21 protein-coding genes are annotated in these 16,172 nt (G+C 67.5%); 1 reads left to right on the forward strand and 20 read right to left on the reverse strand.

Annotation, left to right across the window (positions count from 1 at the left end):
• Positions 1-3: 3 nt before the first annotated feature.
• The 11 genes from LK533_RS06030 to LK533_RS06080 all read right to left on the reverse strand — a co-directional run bounded on the left by LK533_RS06030 (position 4) and on the right by LK533_RS06080 (position 11,382).
• Entirely contained in the window at positions 4-2,580 is a 2,577-nt protein-coding gene (locus tag LK533_RS06030; protein ID WP_229361879.1) for a phage tail tape measure protein, read from the reverse strand.
• A 141-nt stretch (positions 2,581-2,721) separates the two neighbouring features.
• Positions 2,722-3,324 carry a phage tail assembly protein gene (locus tag LK533_RS06035; RefSeq protein WP_229361880.1) on the reverse strand — a complete coding sequence of 201 codons (603 nt, stop codon included), beginning with the start codon at positions 3,322-3,324 and terminating at the stop codon, positions 2,722-2,724.
• Positions 3,321-3,593: a hypothetical protein gene (locus tag LK533_RS06040; protein WP_229361881.1), complete on the reverse strand. Its 273-nt coding sequence runs from the start codon at positions 3,591-3,593 to the stop codon at positions 3,321-3,323. Before LK533_RS06040 ends, LK533_RS06035 begins: the two co-directional genes overlap by 4 nt.
• 4 nt (positions 3,594-3,597) lie before the next feature.
• Complete coding sequence (locus LK533_RS06045; RefSeq protein WP_229361882.1) at positions 3,598-4,107, reverse strand: phage major tail tube protein; 510 nt, start codon at positions 4,105-4,107, stop codon at positions 3,598-3,600.
• A gap of 47 nt (positions 4,108-4,154) precedes the next feature.
• Positions 4,155-5,315, reverse strand: coding sequence for a phage tail sheath subtilisin-like domain-containing protein (locus tag LK533_RS06050; RefSeq protein WP_229361883.1), 1,161 nt, complete (start codon positions 5,313-5,315; stop codon positions 4,155-4,157).
• An 11-nt stretch (positions 5,316-5,326) separates the two neighbouring features.
• A complete protein-coding gene (locus LK533_RS06055) occupies positions 5,327-5,683 on the reverse strand; it encodes a GPW/gp25 family protein (protein ID WP_324255265.1) in 357 nt (118 codons plus the stop codon).
• A gap of 5 nt (positions 5,684-5,688) precedes the next feature.
• Positions 5,689-6,210 carry a phage baseplate assembly protein V gene (locus LK533_RS06060; protein WP_229361885.1) on the reverse strand — a complete coding sequence of 174 codons (522 nt, stop codon included), beginning with the start codon at positions 6,208-6,210 and terminating at the stop codon, positions 5,689-5,691.
• 100 nt (positions 6,211-6,310) lie between these two features.
• Positions 6,311-8,650 (reverse strand): tail fiber domain-containing protein, encoded by a 2,340-nt coding sequence (locus LK533_RS06065; protein ID WP_229361886.1) that lies wholly within the window; start codon positions 8,648-8,650, stop codon positions 6,311-6,313.
• 5 nt (positions 8,651-8,655) lie between these two features.
• On the reverse strand, positions 8,656-9,840 hold the full coding sequence (locus tag LK533_RS06070; RefSeq protein WP_229361887.1) for a gp53-like domain-containing protein: 1,185 nt from the start codon (positions 9,838-9,840) through the stop codon (positions 8,656-8,658).
• Positions 9,837-10,496, reverse strand: coding sequence for a phage tail protein I (locus tag LK533_RS06075; RefSeq protein WP_229361888.1), 660 nt, complete (start codon positions 10,494-10,496; stop codon positions 9,837-9,839). Before LK533_RS06075 ends, LK533_RS06070 begins: the two co-directional genes overlap by 4 nt.
• The gene (locus LK533_RS06080; protein WP_229361889.1) at positions 10,486-11,382 is read right to left on the reverse strand and encodes a baseplate assembly protein; all 897 of its coding nucleotides are present in this window, start codon (positions 11,380-11,382) and stop codon (positions 10,486-10,488) included. The genes LK533_RS06075 and LK533_RS06080 overlap by 11 nt, the downstream gene beginning before the upstream one ends.
• 260 nt (positions 11,383-11,642) lie before the next feature.
• Here LK533_RS06080 and LK533_RS06085 point away from each other — a divergent pair, with 260 nt between their 5' ends.
• A complete protein-coding gene (locus tag LK533_RS06085; RefSeq protein ID WP_229361890.1) occupies positions 11,643-12,260 on the forward strand; it encodes a hypothetical protein in 618 nt (205 codons plus the stop codon).
• Positions 12,261-12,336: 76 nt separating this feature from the next.
• On the opposite strand, the gene LK533_RS06090 is transcribed toward LK533_RS06085, so the two are convergent.
• From LK533_RS06090 to LK533_RS06130, 9 genes are read right to left on the reverse strand one after another with little or no spacing between them, the layout of a single operon-like run.
• Complete coding sequence (locus tag LK533_RS06090) at positions 12,337-12,846, reverse strand: phage virion morphogenesis protein (RefSeq protein WP_229361891.1); 510 nt, start codon at positions 12,844-12,846, stop codon at positions 12,337-12,339.
• The gene (locus tag LK533_RS06095; protein WP_229361892.1) at positions 12,846-13,280 is read right to left on the reverse strand and encodes a phage tail protein; all 435 of its coding nucleotides are present in this window, start codon (positions 13,278-13,280) and stop codon (positions 12,846-12,848) included. Before LK533_RS06095 ends, LK533_RS06090 begins: the two co-directional genes overlap by 1 nt.
• Positions 13,277-13,825: a fatty acid desaturase family protein gene (locus tag LK533_RS06100; protein ID WP_229361893.1), complete on the reverse strand. Its 549-nt coding sequence runs from the start codon at positions 13,823-13,825 to the stop codon at positions 13,277-13,279. The genes LK533_RS06095 and LK533_RS06100 overlap by 4 nt, the downstream gene beginning before the upstream one ends.
• Entirely contained in the window at positions 13,816-14,040 is a 225-nt protein-coding gene (locus tag LK533_RS06105) for a hypothetical protein (protein WP_229361894.1), read from the reverse strand. The genes LK533_RS06100 and LK533_RS06105 overlap by 10 nt, the downstream gene beginning before the upstream one ends.
• Before the next feature lies 1 nt (position 14,041).
• Entirely contained in the window at positions 14,042-14,545 is a 504-nt protein-coding gene (locus tag LK533_RS06110) for a hypothetical protein (RefSeq protein WP_229361895.1), read from the reverse strand.
• Entirely contained in the window at positions 14,542-15,039 is a 498-nt protein-coding gene (locus LK533_RS06115) for a lysozyme (RefSeq protein ID WP_229361896.1), read from the reverse strand. The genes LK533_RS06110 and LK533_RS06115 overlap by 4 nt, the downstream gene beginning before the upstream one ends.
• On the reverse strand, positions 15,036-15,377 hold the full coding sequence (locus tag LK533_RS06120) for a hypothetical protein (protein ID WP_229361897.1): 342 nt from the start codon (positions 15,375-15,377) through the stop codon (positions 15,036-15,038). The genes LK533_RS06115 and LK533_RS06120 overlap by 4 nt, the downstream gene beginning before the upstream one ends.
• A 4-nt stretch (positions 15,378-15,381) precedes the next feature.
• Positions 15,382-15,591 carry a tail protein X gene (locus LK533_RS06125; RefSeq protein ID WP_229361898.1) on the reverse strand — a complete coding sequence of 70 codons (210 nt, stop codon included), beginning with the start codon at positions 15,589-15,591 and terminating at the stop codon, positions 15,382-15,384.
• The gene (locus tag LK533_RS06130; RefSeq protein WP_229361899.1) at positions 15,591-16,067 is read right to left on the reverse strand and encodes a head completion/stabilization protein; all 477 of its coding nucleotides are present in this window, start codon (positions 16,065-16,067) and stop codon (positions 15,591-15,593) included. Before LK533_RS06130 ends, LK533_RS06125 begins: the two co-directional genes overlap by 1 nt.
• Positions 16,068-16,172 lie beyond the last annotated feature (105 nt).

Raw genomic sequence — 16,172 nt, forward strand, 5'->3', positions numbered from 1 at the left:
GGATCAATCGTCCTCGTAGGAGGCGGTGCGCTCCTGCGCGTCGAGCCGCGCGAGCTCCGCCTTCAACTCGCGCGCCATCGCCCGCACGTCGCCGGCGGCGCCATCGATGCGAATGTGGTAGGTGTTGTAGTTGATGGTCGGAGCGCCACCCGTAGCAGCGGCCGAGCCGCCGGCGGCCGGCGACGCCGCCAGTGCGGGGGCAGTGCCACTCAACGCGAGCGCGCCGGCGACCGTGCGCGCGGATCGCGCCAGGCGGCCCGGCGTGCCGGCCTCAGCGCCGGCGGACGCCATCTGCCCCGCGACGCTGCGGATCCGGGCGAGTGGCTGAGCGGCGCCGCGGTCGACGCCGATCGCCAGCCCCTGGGTGAGGAAGCCGCCAAGCCCCATGAAGACCCGGCTCGGGGAGTGGATGCCGAGCGCGGTCTTGAACCAGGTGGCGACCGATCGGGCGACGCCGAGCACCTTGCTCTTCAGCTGGCCTGCCTTGTTCATCAGACCGTTAATCAGGCCGGAGATGATGTTGCTGCCGAATTCGCTGAACTTGGCGGGCATGCTGACGCCGAACCAACCCATCACCCCTGCGAAGGCGCGGTAGAACAGGCCGAGCGGCGACCAGTTGACGATCAGCGCGGCGATGCCGCCGATGCCTCCCGCGAACGCCGCGCGGATCTCCTGCCATACGCCGACAAAGAACGCCTTCACCTGGTCCCAATGCGTGTAGATCAGGTAGGCGGCGAGGATGAACCCGCCAATGAGGGCGAGGAACGGATTGGCCATCGCGAGACGGGCGAGCCAAAGGAAGCCGCCTCCGAGGAACCGCAGTGCGGTGAAGGCAAGCCGGAGCACCGGCACCAGGCGGGTGATGCCGTTCCACATCATCGCCAAACCAGGGGCCATGAACCCGATTGCGATCGCGAGCGGGCCGACGATCGCGAGCACGGCGGCGGCGGCCGCGGCGAGGGTCACCAGGCTGTTGAACAGCGCAGGATTGCGGTCTCCCCACTCGATGAACCTATTAAGCGTTCCTGCTACGTTGAGCTTCAATTGGTCAATTTGGGGAGCAACAATGCGACCAACCTTTGCGCCGACCTTTTCCATGCTGGCGTCGAAAACCTTCGTCGCCGCGGCGCTTTCGTTCATTCGGTCGATGAAGTCCTGATGGACTACGTCGCCGGCGCCAGCGGCTTCCGCACGGATGCGCTTATAGTCTTCCAGGTTCTGAATGAGGGCGATGATGCCGGCCTGGGCCTGCATGTCGCCGAACAGGAACGGCAGCCTGTTCAGGTCACCTTTCAGCGCCTGGTTGGTCAACTCTGCGATCGCTTCAAGCGGGGTCTTACCCTGCCCATAGGCACGCTTCAGGGCCTTGGGCAGATCGATCCCGAATTTTTTGAAGTTGTCGATCGTGTCCTTCATGTTGATTTTGGCGAGCACGTTCTGGACGTTGGTCGCCGCCTCATCGGCGTCGCCGGCACCGCGACGCGCGATCTGCAGGGCGGCCGATAGATCCGCGACCGCGCCGGCGCCGGATTGACCCAGAGCCTGTGCGCGCGCCGTCAGGGACGGAAAGTGCTTTGCCATGTTGGCAAGTTCGAAGCCGCCTCGCTTTCCAGCGACGGCCATGATGTCCAGCGCCTGCGCAGTCCGGCGCTGCTGCTCGGCCGCGTCGCCTTCAGCGCCGGCGAACAGCTTCAGGTTGGAGGTGGCGGCGTAGACCGCGTTGGATAGGTCGTCGACGTCGGCCTTGTACGCCGTAGCGGTCTCCCCAATCGGACGAAGCGCCGCAACGGCCTGCGGTACCGCCATACCCAAGCCGGCGAGGGTGTCCAAACCGTGCTGAAGCGTCGTCGGCAGCTGCCCCAGCTGCGGCCCCATGTCCAACACCGTGTCACCGATGCCGCTCAGCGCCTCACGCGTCGTGTCGCCCTTCTGAGCGACGTCGGTCATGCCGCTTTCAAACTGCCGCCAAGTTTCGGCCGCAGCAAAGAGCGGGGCGCCGATTGCCGCACCTGCGGCAGTGGCGCCGATCCCGGCCGACTGCAGCTTTCCACCGATCTCGCCCGCCTGCGCGACGCGGGCGCGGCGGGCGTCGACCTGACCGAGCCGGCGCTGCTGCTGGGCCAAGCGCTCGGTCGTGTCATGTGTCGCCCGTGCGAGCTCGCGCTCGTGGTCGATCAGGCGGCGGGTGTCGACGCCGGCGGCGGTCATCTCCGCCTGCAGAGCGCGCAGCTGGACCGCCTGCTTGGCGCCGGACGCCGTTAGCCGGGCCTCTTCGCGCTGTGCGGCAAGCAGGCTGTTCTTCAGCCGTTTGGTGGGCGCGTCCGCCTGGGCGATTTCCTGGCTGAGCGCGCGGATCCGCCGGCGGCTTTCGTCCAGCTTGGTGTTGTTCGCCTGCAGGCCGGTTTGCAGCGTCTTATGCCGGCCGAGGCGATCCTGCGCCTTGCCGAGCTCCGCGAGCTCGCGCGTGGTCCTAGCCACGTCCCTAGCAGCGTTGCGGCTACCGAGCGCCATTTTCTTGAGCGGGCCGCTCAGCTTGTCGAGCCCGGTGAACTTGACTGCGAGGCTGAGCGTCCGGTCCATGCGGCTATTCCTTGGATGCGCGGTCCAGCGCGCGATCGTGCCAGCGCATCAGATCGGCCGGGTACATGGCGCAAAGAGCTTCGTAGGAAGGTCCCCCGAGGACGGCGAGGATGTTGGCCATCGCGTCCTCGAGGTCATCGATCAGGCGGTGCGCAGCCGCCTCGGCAGCAAAAAATCCCCGACCTCGCCGGCGATTTCCATCCAGTCCGCAAAGTCGATCTTCAGCAGATCCTTACGGGTGAGCTTCTCGGTACAGATCCGCGGTAGCAGCGTGAGCAGCGCGCGAACCTGCAGCTGGCCGACGTCTGACAGCGACAGGTTGCGCAGGGCGCCGGCGTCGGGGCGGCGGAGCTCGAGCTTGTCCAGGGCCGTGCTGCCCTCGCGCGCGATCGGCACCGACAGCATGGCGGTCGTGTTCATCTTGCGCGGAGCGTCCGCGTCCGCGTCATCATCGCGCTCGACGGTCTCGCCCTTGTCCATGAAGGTGGAGATCTCGCGCGCGATCAGCAGCATGTCGTCGGCGCCGAGCTTGTCCACTTCCTCGGCGATAAGGCCATCGGCGCTGATGCGCGGCAGCAGCTTGCGAAGCTCGTCGACGTTCATCTGACCCAGCTGCACCAGGGAGAGATCGATAAGGGCGGGCGTCTCGGGCCGGCGGAAGGTGAGGCTGGTGAGCTCGGCGTCGCCGCGCTTCAGCGATCCTTCGAGCTCGACCGTGCAGGTCATCTTGCGGGCGTTCGTCATCGGGTGGTCTCCGGAAGATTCGGGCAGGTGGTCGAGCCATCCTTGCCGGCGACGCAGATCGGCGCAGTCTCGTCGCATACGGTTTCGGTCATCATCGTAATCGTAGTGGTCGAGCCGCCACGGCCGTCCGCCACCATCGTCGGCATCGGCATGAGCTCTTCATGCGAGCGGATGCACTGCGACCGCCATTCGGCATGCTCGGGCCGCATGTCGCAGCCGGCGAGAAGCGCGGATGCGACCACGGCGAAAGTGACGGCGACGTGGCGCATCGCGTTAGCGGCCGAGCGCGGCGCGGATCTCGGCCATGCGGTCGATGCCATCCACGATGAAGATGTTGTTGATGACGTCGATCTCGACCTCGGTGCGGCCGTTCACGCGCCAGCGCAGATAGCTGAGCGTCGACTTCACCGTCCATTCGGTGTCGTCGCCGGTCTTCGCGGTGCCGGGATCGATCTCAATATGCTTGCCACGCACGACGAGCTCGGCCGACACGACGCCGCCGGCGACGTCTTCCTGGTAGGCGCCGACGAAGCGGATCATCGATGCGCTGACACCGACGGCGCCGAACTGGCGGAGGATGCCGAGCACCAGGCCGCCGTATTTGTGCTCGAGCTCGAGCTTTTCGAGCCCCATGCTTACGTCGACCTCTGCGAGCATGCCGGCGCCGCGCCACGACTCGGTCTTTTCGGCCAGCTTCGGCAGCGTGATCTCAGCGGCGACACCGGCGTAATCCTCGCCGTTGGAGTAGACATCCCAGTTCTTGAGTTTTGCGGGCAGGCCCATGGGTCAGCGTCCTTGCGGATGGAAAAGGGGAGGGGCGGCGCGGCCGATCAGACCGTCAGGCTGTCACCGAAGCCGGCGTAATATTTGTCGGTGATGCGCTGGTTCAGCTGCAGACCCTCGAGCGGCGCGCAGGGCGTGTAGTCATAGTCCAGGACCAGGTTGCCGCCCGTCAGGTTTGCGGTCGGATTGGACGCCGGGTCGTACCAGCAGCGCGCCCCGATCAGGCGGCCATTGGTCGTCCAGTCGGACAGCTTGCCGTTGATCTTGTCGACCAGGAAGGTGACGAGGCCACGCGTCAGCGGCTTGTCAATGTACGGGGCGCAGGCGTCTGCGATCACGTCCTGGATCGCCTGCGACGTGCGCACGGATACCTCGAAAGCGAAGGCCGCTTCGTCGCTGCAGGTGCGGTTGCCCCAGAAGCGGAAGCCGTTCGGCCGGACGATGGTCGTCACCTGCGCGGCGTTGAGGACGCCGGCGTCGGTCGACATGTCGCGGATGTCGAAATGCACGTCCTTGGTGATGCCGGTGATGCCGGCGACCACGTTGTTGGACAGCGACTGGTGCCACCCGACCTGTTCGTCGAGCATCGCGCGCAGGCCCAGCGCGGTGGCGATCGCCTGGCCGTCCCAGGCAGTGCCGTCCGGCCACATCAGCATGAGCTCGCGATCGGCGAAGGTCTTGCGATAGGTCACGGCCGCGTCGCGAGTCTCGGCGCCGGCGCACGACGCATAGACGAAGCCGCGCAGCTTCTTTGCGATCCCGACGAGCTCCTGGACGACGTCGAGGTTATCGAGGCCGGGAGCGCCAAGGATCCGCGGTTTGACGCCGAGCACGCCCTCGGCCGCGAGCAGCGCCTGCAGGCCGGTGTAGACGCCGTCGGTGGTGCCGCCGATCACATTGGCGGAGGTCGCCTCCGCATCGGCGCCTTCGGCCACGCGGACGACGACCACCAGCGGCGAACCCTGCTTGCCGATCGTCGCCAGCGCCGGCGCCAGGGTGCCCGTGGTGCCCGCGAGGCCCGCGGCCGCGCGGGCGTCGGTCACCAGGACCGGGCGATTGAGCGGAAGGGCTTCCTCGAGCTTGGCGATCGCCTCTGCGTCGGCGGCGCCTGCGGTGGCGACCAGGCCGATCACAGCGGTCGATTTCTCCAGCGTCGTGGTGACGCCGTCAGTGGGTTCGGTGACGATGATGCCGTGGAAAAAGGCCATGGGCGGGATCCTCAAGCGGTAACGGGACGAAGGGGGATGGTGAGGGTGGTGAGGCCGTTGCGCCCGGCGGTGTCGGTGCGCTCGCCTTCCAGCGTCAGCACGCCGCGGCCGAGCGCGGCGCTTTCCTGGCCGTCGATCGACACGCGACTGAGCTTCAGGCGCGGTTCCCAGCGCGCGAGCGCGACGGCGGTCGCGGCGAAGGCGCGCATGCGGGTGAGCGGGTTGAGCGGCTTGTCGACGAGTTCGAACAAAGCCGAGCCATAGTCGCGACGCATCACGCGCGTGCCGATCGGCGTCGACAGCAGCTTGCCGATCGACTGCGCGAGGTGCGCGTCGCCGTCGAGCGGCTTGCCCGTTTCCGCGTCCATGCCGGTCATTCCGGAGCCCCCGACTTATCGGTGCCGAGCTTGACCAGGCCGTGACGGTGCGTGGCGAGCGAGACGCCTTTGCCGACCACGTCCTCGGTCGCGGAAATCTCGCCGTCGACGAATAAAGGGCCAGTCAGGTGCAGGCCACCGCCAGCCTCGATGCGGACAGTACCGGTGGAGGGCAGGATGGCAGTCAGCGCGTGCGCGGTCGCGTCGTACGCAAGCACGGCGCCGTCGGGAAATTCGATCAGTTCGCGGGTGGCGTCGCCGATCGGCGGGTGCGCCGCGCTGGATACGCCGCGCAGCGCGATCGCGCCGGCGGGATCCCCGCCTGGGCACAGGAGCAGGACCTGCTCGCCCGCGCTCGGCGGCGACCAGGTGCGCGTCTTGCCGGCACGGACCTCGATCCAGCGAATGGGTTGGGTGGCGATCTCGCCGGACGCGACGACGCAGCGGCCGGCAGCCAGGTCGACGGATACGACCTGGCCGTAGCGGATCAGCCCCTCGAGTGCGTCGTCGTCGTCCATCGCGGCGACCGTGCCGCAGGCCGGAGCGGGTCGCGCGGGTGGGCTGTTGTAGGTGCGCGACCTACAACAATCGCGACGACAGGGGCCGGTGGGTCTGGCGTCAGGCCGCAGCCAGCGCGACGAGTTCGAGTTTCGCCTCGAGCCGGTCCATTCGACGGCGCTGGTAGGCCGCCTCAACCGCGAAGGCTTCGGTGTACCGCACACCCCACAACTCACCGGCCTCCCGGATCAGCTTGCGCCCGGCCTCGCGTACAAGCACCCGGCCCGCCGGGGTCTCGACGACAGGCCCGTCGTCGTCAAAAACGTGGCGGCCTTCCTCATCGAACGCATAGACTGCCGCCCGGTCCTCGTACTCGTCCTCCCATTCCTCCCATTCTTCGTCCCAGCGGTCGAAGCACAGGAGGCCATAACGGGTGCCATCGATGCCGTGCGCCAGCAGCGCGTCGCGCACCTGCTGCGCCACGACGCCCGTGTGGATGCGAGCCTCGTCACCCTTTGCGTCGACTGCGTCCGCCATGCGAAACTGGCGCCACTCGACATCGGCCCAGGCATCGAGCAGCGCGTCGTCGATCGGCGCGACGTTGCTCTTCTGCCGAGCGTCGGACGTGTTGATGGTCGCATTGGCAGCGAACACCTGCGAGAAACGCCGCGGAGCCGACCCGAGCGCGATTGTGCTGTCCGCACCGGGTAGGATGGCGGCGCTCTGCAGCAGCAGCTTCGTCAACCATGCAGCGGCCGAGGGGTCGTAAAGGTCGAGCTGCATCTCGCCGAACACAGATGCATTGGCGCCGCTGCGCGCAGCGTAGCGAGCCACCGGATGGGGCGTCACTCCGTCCGCTTCATACCCGACGTTGATCTGCAGCGCAGAGCCGCGGCTCGTGCCGATGTTGCCCGTATTGTGCAGGGTGGCCTGCGCGCCAAGCCCGCTGACGCCGCCCGAGGCCGTGAGCGAAGCCCCGGCGATGCCATTGCGGCCATAGATGCGGACACCGGTCGGCCCGAGATACCCGCAGTTGCCGTAGATCCCGCCGGCGTCACCACTCAGCAGGCCGCCGATCACCCAAGTCTGGGTATCGACCGCGCTGGTGACCACCAGCGGGCCACTGCCACCCTCGGTGTAGGGATTGACCCACACGACGCGCCCGGTGTTCGATCCCGACACATAGCTGCCACCGTGGAGGTACGGCTTGCCGCTGACCCAGCTGTCGGCCTGCGTGGTCGCGTCGCCCTTGAGCCACGCAGTTCCGGTCCCCGGCGCCTGGGTCGAGGCGAGCGTCGGGTCGAGACACCACCAGCGGAAGCCGCCATAGTAGGCGAGGCCGTCACGGCCCGCATTCGCGGTCTGCGGCGTTTCGTGCACGTTGCCGAGGAAGCTGAGCTCGGCGATGCAGGGACCGCCATGCATCGCACCGTTCACGCCGGTCGAGCGCGATGCGTTCATGTCGGCGCCCTCCCAATGAAGCGGGGAGCCGGTAAGCTGCTCGGCGCGGATGACGCTGACGGTCGATCCGTTCGCGTTGCCGACCACAAGCGGGTCGTTGCTGACGGCGGTCGCGCGACCATAGATCGCGTGGCCCATCGTCCCGCGGATGCGCAGGTACTGCATGACGCCGCGGCACTTGTGCCAGATCGAGTGCTCAGTGAGATTCGAGCCATCGTAGGGAATGCGGTCGGCCTGCCCCATGACGATCTCGATATTCGCGATCATGAAGCCGTCGGCGGACGCGGTGGTTGCGCGCGTCTGGATGAAGGGCGTCTTGCCGGTTTCGTCGGCATTGGTGTTGAAGCGATGGAAGAACCAGCCCACGCAGCCGCGGTCGAACCGGACACGGGTCGTGTAGATCCCCGCCTCGGCGCCGGCTCGGCCCAAGATCATCACCGTGCGCACCACGTTGATGCACTTGCTCGACCGATACTTGCCTGGGAGCCGGATCAGGTTGAAGTAATTGACCGCCCGCTGGAGGTACGGCCAGTCGTCGTTCCCCTTGTTCTCGCTGTTGACAGAAAACCGTCCGTCGTCGGCGAACGCGCCGATCATCTCCGGCGTGCCCTCATCACGCGGGATGAACCACGTCTTTGCGCCACCGTTCGTGGTGATCCACTCCATGCCCTCACCGACCGGCTCCAGGGCCTCCATGGAGGCGTCCCAGAGGAACATCTGGTGCGGCCCTTGTCCGTGCCGGCGAAAGCCGGAGAATTGGATGCAACCGACACCATCCGGGATCGACATATCCGCGTCGACTTCCGTGCGCAGTCCGACCGACATCACGTTGCCGCCGGGAATGCCCCGCTCGCCCTTGTACCAATACTGCAGGAACGGGACGATGAGCGCGCGCAGCGACGTCATGGTCGCACGGCGGGTGGAGTTTCCCTGGACGATGGGCAGGAACTCGTCGCCGGTAAGCTGGTCGACAGCGTCGAGCGCGGTGATCTTGGCCATAAAGGTCAGCGTCCGATGAGGAGGAGATTGATGCCGTCGATGCGGCGGTCGTTCTGGTCATCCGCCTGCACCTGGACGAGACAGGAGGCGGGGCCGGGAATGCCGACGATCTGGGTCCATCCGTCGCGCGCCTGGCTGGCGGCCGAGATGGTCGGGCAGGTCATCGCGAACAGGCAGGCGTTCGGAAACGGCACCGGATAGGCGATCGAGACGCTGGGCTCGTCTGCCAGCAGCGCGCGATAGCTGACCCATTGAACGATCAGCCCGCCCGGCAGCGTGTAGTAGCCGTCCGTCCCGAACAACTTCGCCAGGCCGCCGAAGCTCGCCGGGGTCAGCGCCGCATCAGCCGCGGCAGCCGCGAGCAGCTGCTCGGGGGTGGCGGCAGGCACCGAGATCGTCCGGTCGGCCGCGAGCGAGCCGCCGCCCTGCACCAGACCGCCCGTGTCGATGCGCCGAGCGAGCGTCACGCGGAGGGCGATCGAGGCGAGGACGTTGGCGATGCTCGCCGGCGTCAGCGCCTTGGTGGTGAGCGCGCCAGCGTCGGCCTCCGCAGCGGTCGCGGCCGGCACGGTGATGGTGCGGTCGGCGGACAGGTCACCGCCACCGGTTGCGAGGCCAGCGGTTGCGACCCGGCGGCCGAAGATCGAGGTGGTGAGTGCCGAGAGGCGCTGCGCCAGCGTGCGCGGAGTGACGATGCGCACGGCGTCGGTGCCCGCGTCTACCTCGGCCTGCGTTGCCAGCTCGGCGACACCCTTGGTTTCGGTGGTGGCCGGCGGGTTGAGGAAGTTCGTGTCGCCGAAGCTGAGCGCGGCGACCTGGTCGGTCGGAAACGCAATGTCGAGCGCGAGGTGCATCTCGCTGACCGTCGACTTCTCGAACAGCGGGGTATCGTGGCAATAGGCGGCGAGCAGCGTGCCGTCCGCGAGGAACAGGCCGAAGCCGCGCACCGTGTACGCTTCCGGCTCGGCGTCGCGCACGATCATGTGCACGACGTTGTCGCCGACCGCCTCGCCCGAGACGGTGTCCACGCTGCGGAACTGGCCGGGGAGCCGGGTCAGTGTCGGTGCGGCGACGAACGGCTGCGCGGTCAACCCGACGCGCGCGACCTTCAGGTCGATCGCATCGCCCAGCTGCGCAGCCGTGAAGCGCGCCTGACCCGCCTGGGTGATGACGAGAACGAGCTTGCTCATGGGGTGGTGTCCAGAAAGTCGCCGGTTTCGGCCTGGAGCGGTTCGCCATCCTCGGTCTGAAGATAGAAGCCCCAGGCAGGCGAGGTGTCGAAGTCGGGGGTGGTATCGGCGCGGCGCACGTCGACCAGGCGGCCGGCGCCCTGCAGGCCGACCGCGCTGGTGAGCGCGAGCGTCTGGGCGAGGATGAAGTGCTCGCGCGCGGGCTTCACGCGCGACACGTCGCGGATGATTGCCTCGGCGAAGGCGGCGGTGGCGCGGCGGCCGCCCGGCTCTACGCCGTCGCCGGCGATGGGCAGGCGAACCTCGAAGGTGTGCGGATCCGCACGCGGCGTGGCCTGGTGCCATTCCACCAGCTTGAGCAGCTGGTCGAAGCGGGCGAGCACCGATTTCACCGATGCCGGCGTGCCTTTGATTCGGTGAAGAGCGATCGAATTGGCGACGGCGTCACGCCGTTCCTGCTCGCTCCAGTCGGCGTCCCAGTTGTCGACCGACAGCCCCCAGGCCAGCCACGGCAGAGCCTCGGCCGCGCACCGCTGTGGATCCACGACCAGGTCGAGCGGATACGGCACCTCACCCAGATGCGCGATCCCCTGCTCGAGCGCTCGCTCGAGGGGTGTAGCGTTGGGTGGTAGCAGCGAGACGCGATCAGTCGTCATAGCCGCCATGGGTCAGGGTTACGTCGGTGCAGTAGGCAGCCTGGGTGGCATCGCAGACGACGTCTGCGGCAGGCGCCAGGATCTCTACGCGCATCACCCCGGAGACGTGCAGCGCCGCGTAGAGGCCCGAACGGGTGATGTCGCGGCCGAGGCGCCGGCTCGCTGCCAGGTATTCGTCGAGGGCCACTCGCGCGGCAGTGAGCACGACGCCGACGTCGGGACCGCTGAAGGTGACGAGACGCGCGACAACCTCGAACCGCCGGATCTCGGCCGAGGCCACCGTCACCAGGTCGCCGAGCGGGCGCACGTGGTCACTGCCGACCACGGCGGCGACCTTGGCGAGCAGGACCGCCGGCGCGGTGCCGTCCCCGTCTCGGGCGAGCACCGACACCAACACTTGGCCGGGTGCCGGGGACGTGGCACTTGCATCGCGCACGGCGCCATCGGCGGAAGTGGCGTGGTAGACGTAGGCGAGTTCAGGACCGGCAACCGAGAAGCTCTCGGGAGCTAGGACGATACGCTGCCGCAGCGCCGCGTCGCTTTCCAGCGTGGGCACGATGCCCTGCGCGGGATCGCCGGCGTCGATCGTCAGCCGGGCAACGCCAACCAGCGCCGCAAGCTGGTCGAGGTTGGCGCCCGTGGCCGAAGCTACCATCACCTGGCGGGCGGCGTCGTTCACAGCCGCGCGCAGCAGCTGCACATGATAGGCGGCGACCTGCAGAACGATGACGGCCGGATCGGAATCGACGGTGGCATCGAAGCTGGGCAAGCGCAGCTGTACGTCGGCAACCATCTGGCCGACGATGGTGTCGAACGGCAGGCGCTCGATCAGATCCGGCGCGGGAAGGCTGGACAAGTCGAGGGTGGAGGCGGTGCTAGCGGGCATGCCGCCATGTCGTGGGTGCGCGGGCGCTGCGGCTAGCAGGGGCTGTTGTAGGTCCCAGACCTACAACATTGGTAGTCGAGTGCCCTCAGCACGTATCGCTGTCCGATGTTGTTAGCTTGAGCCAAGTTTGTGCTGAAGGAAGATAGGGGTGCGTTGCTGCTTCACAGCATGGCATCTTTATGCGATTATCGGCGTGCGTTTCGACCGAAAGTCGGTGCGCAGCGGCGGAAGCTGCAACCTCCAACGAAATTGGAACGAATATGAAACAGAACCAAACTTACTCGACGCTCTTCTCATGCCTGCATGACGAAAAGGAGCCGATCGGCTATCTCGGTCGAGGCACGCACTATTCAGTGTTTCGCAGCATCGAATGGCTTGATGTCGAACGAAGGCAGCTGGTCAAGCCCCAGATCCATGATTTTGCGGTGATCTGGGATGAAGACCATGATGAGCGAATTATCAATGTCGTCGAGCGCATCTACATGGCCGGGCTTCTTTCGCCGGTGCAGTTCATCGGTGAACGCAAGGGCGGGCTCTCAATCGTGCTGGCTGCAAGGTATTACTGCGGATCGGGCGACGATTACCGCGGCGCAGAGTTCGCGAAGCTAGTCAGCCCGATCGTGTCAGACGTTGATGGCGATTCTTGGAATTTAGAGCTTGGGTGTTTTGATCGGCACGATACGAGCGCGCGGGGCCATCAGACGGAGTTGCCGAGCATCATCCAAGACAAAGACGAGGTCGCTTTTACCTACCTTAAGAACATCGATAACCTGTGGCGGCTAGGCACGAAGGAATGGAATGCCGCGCCCGCGAGCATTGACCTTGCAAGGCTGGCACCTCGTCCGTCATTATTCGGCACGTCGCCAGAGACCGTCTAAGTGTCCTCCTTTTGAAGTTGTCTAGGGTCCGGCGCGGTCGCGCCGCAGGCGAGGTCGTGCGTAGTGGAAGGTGCTTTCAGGGCTCCAGATGCTCCGCTACGCGCTCCAACACCTGGGCACGATCGGCGTCGGCGAAGCCGATCACCTGGCGAGCGGGATAGTCGGCGGCCGGGGATGATGGATCGCGGGTGACGGTGTCGCGCAAGCCGTACTGGTGGACGCGCATGATGCGAGCCATGGCTCCGACGAAACCGACCTGCGCCTCTCCAGCGCTGGTTTCCTTGCGCAGGTACCGGGGCGCGGCTGCGCGCAGGAACATCTTCTGCTGGCGCACGGTGCGACGCAGGCCCGTCACGTGATCGCGCAGCCGGCGCGTTCGGGCCTTACCGCTTTTCTTCAGCTTGCGCGGCTCCATCGCGCTGCCGTCCGGCTCAACATTGTGGTGGATGCGGCCGGCGTTTGCCTTCTGCAGATCCACGGCAACGCGGGTGGCGAGGGCCTTCCGCGCCGCCGGCGTCATGCGGCGCGTCAGATCCTCGATGGCGTGATCGAGCGGCGTGAAGTCGCGGAAGGTTTCGTCAGCCATCACCCGATCCGGTCGCGCAAGCCAGCGATCGGCGCGTTTTCATCAACTACAGGGGTGGGAAGGTGCACGAACTTTCCGCCGGCGCGATCGACCGCCTCTTCCAGCTGCAGCGACACCAGGATGTCGACCTTGCTGTCGTCCAGGACGTCGATCTCGAATGGTATCACCGACGAGGGATCGTTGGGGCGCAGCAGGAGGTTGGGCTGCTCGATCGCGAGCCATTCAACAACGGTCGAAAACAGCACGTCCGGATCCCCGGTGAAGTCGAGCAGGAAGAGCGAGAGCTCGTAGGCATATTCCATGCGTGCATCGGCGCCGATGCCGTTGGAGCGCACATGCCCCTTGGAGAGCCAGATCTTGAGCGCCTGCGGATCTCGCGCGAGCTCGGGCAGGGCGGCTGTGACGGCGGCGCGCAGGCTATCGGGCTTCCTCACGACGCGTCTACCGGAACTCGGAGCCACCGAGCGGCGACCTCCAGTCCGGCCCAGATCCCAACCGCGTCGAGCACGGGGTTCAACCAACTGGTCAGCACGCAATAGCGGCGGTTGGCCGTCGGGCGATGATGCTGGGCATGCTGTGCGACAGACTGGATGATCCCGATCTCCTGCAGGATCCGCAACGGGTGGCCTGGGCGCGGTGGCACATGGGTCAGGTAGTGGACCATCGACGTCAGCATGCCGCCCAGCGTCGCTCCAGCCCAAACTGCGGACGGACCGAACGCCAACAGCCACAGTGCCGAGGCGGAGGCGGCGGCGATCCAGGTCGTTCCGTTGCGATGAACCAGGCTGGCCGCAGCGAACGCCATGGGCTTCCGGTGATGGAGCCGATTTGGCGCGACGATTGCCGGGCCGATCAGCAGCATGTCTTCGCGGAGGATCCGGTCCTCGAGCCAGTGAAGAACGCCGCCGAGGAAGTCGGCGATCAACCAACCGAGCAGGAGCTTGGCCGCGACCAGGAGAAGGAAATCGATCACCGGCACGCCTCCGGATCATGCCAGCGGATCAGCCGCACCAGCTGCTCGCCGCGCGCGCGGAACGCCTGTGCGAGCCGGATTGCCGCCGCACGAACGCTGGTCGGCATCTGCGCCTCCGCGTCGGCCGGAAAGCCATCGGGTGCGGTGGTGCAGGCCAGCAGCTCGGCGGGCGGCGTATCCTTCACCTCCAAGGCCACCGGCACCGGCGTGGGGACCGGCACCTCAACGCCGCGCGGCGTGCAGGCCAGCAAGGTCGTTGAGAGCAGCAAACCAATCGCGATCGACGCGGTTCGTGGCGGAAGCTTGGGCATCGGCGGTCTCCATGCGCAGGGCGGCGTCGCGCGCGGCCTCCGCGGCGGTGCGGGCAAGGGCAGAGTCGGCGGCGGCCTTGGTCTCGCGGACGCGCATGGCGTCGGCGAGCAGCTGGGCGGTCTCCTGGTCGGATCGCGCTTTGAAGGCGACGGCCGTGGTCACGGCGGTGCGGCAGCGCTGGCCGCGCTCGAAGGTGACCTTCACCGCCTTGCCGTTGCTGTCGACGCGATCCTCGGCCGAGCCTTCAAACGGGGCACCGGCGCCGGCGCAGGTGACCTCCGCCCACGTCACCAGAGCGTCGCGCTCGGCGCGGGCTTCGGAATACTGGACGTAGAGCCAGGCGCCGACGCCGGCGACGACGAGCAGCGTCAGCCACTCGCGCGCCGCGCCGATCGCGGCGAAGAGCTTTGTCACGGCAGATCCTTTCGGCAGAGGTCGCGCTCGGCGCGGCGGCGGTTGACCAGGCCCTGCACCACGCGGCCGCCGGCCTTGTTCCACATCAGGAACGCGTCGCACGCACCCGACCAATCGCCGGCGTTGAAGCGACGGGCGACGGTGGATCCGCAATAGCCGTTGGTGCCGATGTTGTAGGCGAGCGAAATGGCGGCGGCGAGCTGGTTGGGGTGGCCCTTGAGCCCCGGCGTGCACGCGAGCACCGGCTTTGCATGCGCAGCCAGCTGGCGATCGGTGCTGTCGGCACATTCGGCGGCGGTGTAGCGGCGGCCGACGACGACGTTGCTTGTGTCGCCCGAGCATTTGGTCGCCACACCGACGATGTCGCGGTAGCCGACGCGCTCATCGCCTTCCCATCCGACGATGAACTGCGCGGCGATCGCGGCGGTGGCGGCGCCGACGATCATGAGCAGGCGGGACTTGGGCGCGGACGCGCGCGTGGCGGTGTTGCTCACTTCGGATCCTTTCGGGGCAGGAAGCGGTCGCGGAGCGCCGCGGGCAGGCCGCCGGCGACGTCGGCGGCGGCGGCGATGAAGCGGGGCGTCGATTTGTAGGCGATCATGCCGGCGGTGAAGTTCACGCCCTGCAGCACGAAGGGGTTGAGATCGACGGTGGCGCCGAGCGCGCGAGCGACGAACCACGACACGACCGTGCCGGCCGCCAGCTGGGTGAAGCGCTCGGCCCAGCTGAGCCCCTTCTCATGGGCGAGGCCGACCGCCGAGCCGATCGCGCCAGGCGTGAGGCCGATCACGAACGTCTGCGCGGCGTCGAGCCATTCGGCGGGGATCTTCATGGGCTCAGTCCCACAGCTGGACGAGCTCGATCTGCGGCGAGCTCGTGGAGGTTTCGGGGAGGGTGACGACGGTTCCCTCGGGCAAGGCCGTGCCGATCGCCGCCACGCCCGGATTGAGCGCGAGGACCTGGTCGACGGCGGCCGAGCCGCCGCCGGTCGCGCGCCACACCAACGCGTCGAGCGGTTCACCAGCAAAGGCGGTGGCGGTGGCCATCAGACGAGGCGCACCTTGGTGCGCCGCCTGCCCTGAATGTCGCGGACGCAATGCGTGGCGAGACGGCGGTGCCCGTCGGCCGGGCTGGCCATCACGCCATCGCGCTCGCGTCCGCCATCGGTGGCGGACAGTTGGTGCTGCTGGTCGACGAGCTCGGCCGCAGTCGCGGCGCGCACCGCGCGCGGATAGAGCAGCGCGAGCTCGGCCGCCGAGACGCGATCGGTGCCGGCCGATGCGAGATCCGTGGCGCCGGCCACCTGGCGGGCATCGCGCCAGGTGCGAAGCTGGCGGTTGATCGACAGCATGGCGCCCTGCAGCGCGTCGCGCAGTCGGGCGTCGGGAATGGCGGTGGTGATCGCGAGAATGGCGCGCGTCTCGGACAGCGAGAGCGGCGGATACCAACCGTCATTCGGGACCGCGTCGTCGATCGGCGCCGGCGCGGCCGTGGCGGGCGGAGTGGAGACGAAGGCGGACATGGCGCGATCCTGGAAGGGTGCCGCTAGCGGGGGGTGAGGAGCGGTCTTGGGTTAGGACCTATGGTCCGCCGTCGATCGACACCGCCCCCCGAGCGCTCGCGGGAC

Source organism: Sphingomonas sp. PL-96, from assembly GCF_020707215.1.
Taxonomy (GTDB): domain Bacteria; phylum Pseudomonadota; class Alphaproteobacteria; order Sphingomonadales; family Sphingomonadaceae; genus Sphingomonas.

Bases quoted from the DNA above. Each gene is read 5' to 3' on its own strand.
- LK533_RS06030 (WP_229361879.1), bottom strand. From the start codon at position 2,580: ATGGACCGGACGCTCAGCCTCGCAGTCAAGTTCACCGGGCTCGACAAG.
- LK533_RS06035 (WP_229361880.1), bottom strand. From the start codon at position 3,324: ATGACGAACGCCCGCAAGATGACCTGCACGGTCGAGCTCGAAGGATCG.
- LK533_RS06040 (WP_229361881.1), bottom strand. From the start codon at position 3,593: ATGCGCCACGTCGCCGTCACTTTCGCCGTGGTCGCATCCGCGCTTCTC.
- LK533_RS06045 (WP_229361882.1), bottom strand. From the start codon at position 4,107: ATGGGCCTGCCCGCAAAACTCAAGAACTGGGATGTCTACTCCAACGGC.
- LK533_RS06050 (WP_229361883.1), bottom strand. From the start codon at position 5,315: ATGGCCTTTTTCCACGGCATCATCGTCACCGAACCCACTGACGGCGTC.
- LK533_RS06055 (WP_324255265.1), bottom strand. From the start codon at position 5,683: ATGGACGCGGAAACGGGCAAGCCGCTCGACGGCGACGCGCACCTCGCG.
- LK533_RS06060 (WP_229361885.1), bottom strand. From the start codon at position 6,210: ATGGACGACGACGACGCACTCGAGGGGCTGATCCGCTACGGCCAGGTC.
- LK533_RS06065 (WP_229361886.1), bottom strand. From the start codon at position 8,650: ATGGCCAAGATCACCGCGCTCGACGCTGTCGACCAGCTTACCGGCGAC.
- LK533_RS06070 (WP_229361887.1), bottom strand. From the start codon at position 9,840: ATGAGCAAGCTCGTTCTCGTCATCACCCAGGCGGGTCAGGCGCGCTTC.
- LK533_RS06075 (WP_229361888.1), bottom strand. From the start codon at position 10,496: ATGACGACTGATCGCGTCTCGCTGCTACCACCCAACGCTACACCCCTC.
- LK533_RS06080 (WP_229361889.1), bottom strand. From the start codon at position 11,382: ATGCCCGCTAGCACCGCCTCCACCCTCGACTTGTCCAGCCTTCCCGCG.
- LK533_RS06085 (WP_229361890.1), top strand. From the start codon at position 11,643: ATGAAACAGAACCAAACTTACTCGACGCTCTTCTCATGCCTGCATGAC.
- LK533_RS06090 (WP_229361891.1), bottom strand. From the start codon at position 12,846: ATGGCTGACGAAACCTTCCGCGACTTCACGCCGCTCGATCACGCCATC.
- LK533_RS06120 (WP_229361897.1), bottom strand. From the start codon at position 15,377: ATGAAGATCCCCGCCGAATGGCTCGACGCCGCGCAGACGTTCGTGATC.
- LK533_RS06125 (WP_229361898.1), bottom strand. From the start codon at position 15,591: ATGGCCACCGCCACCGCCTTTGCTGGTGAACCGCTCGACGCGTTGGTG.
- LK533_RS06130 (WP_229361899.1), bottom strand. From the start codon at position 16,067: ATGTCCGCCTTCGTCTCCACTCCGCCCGCCACGGCCGCGCCGGCGCCG.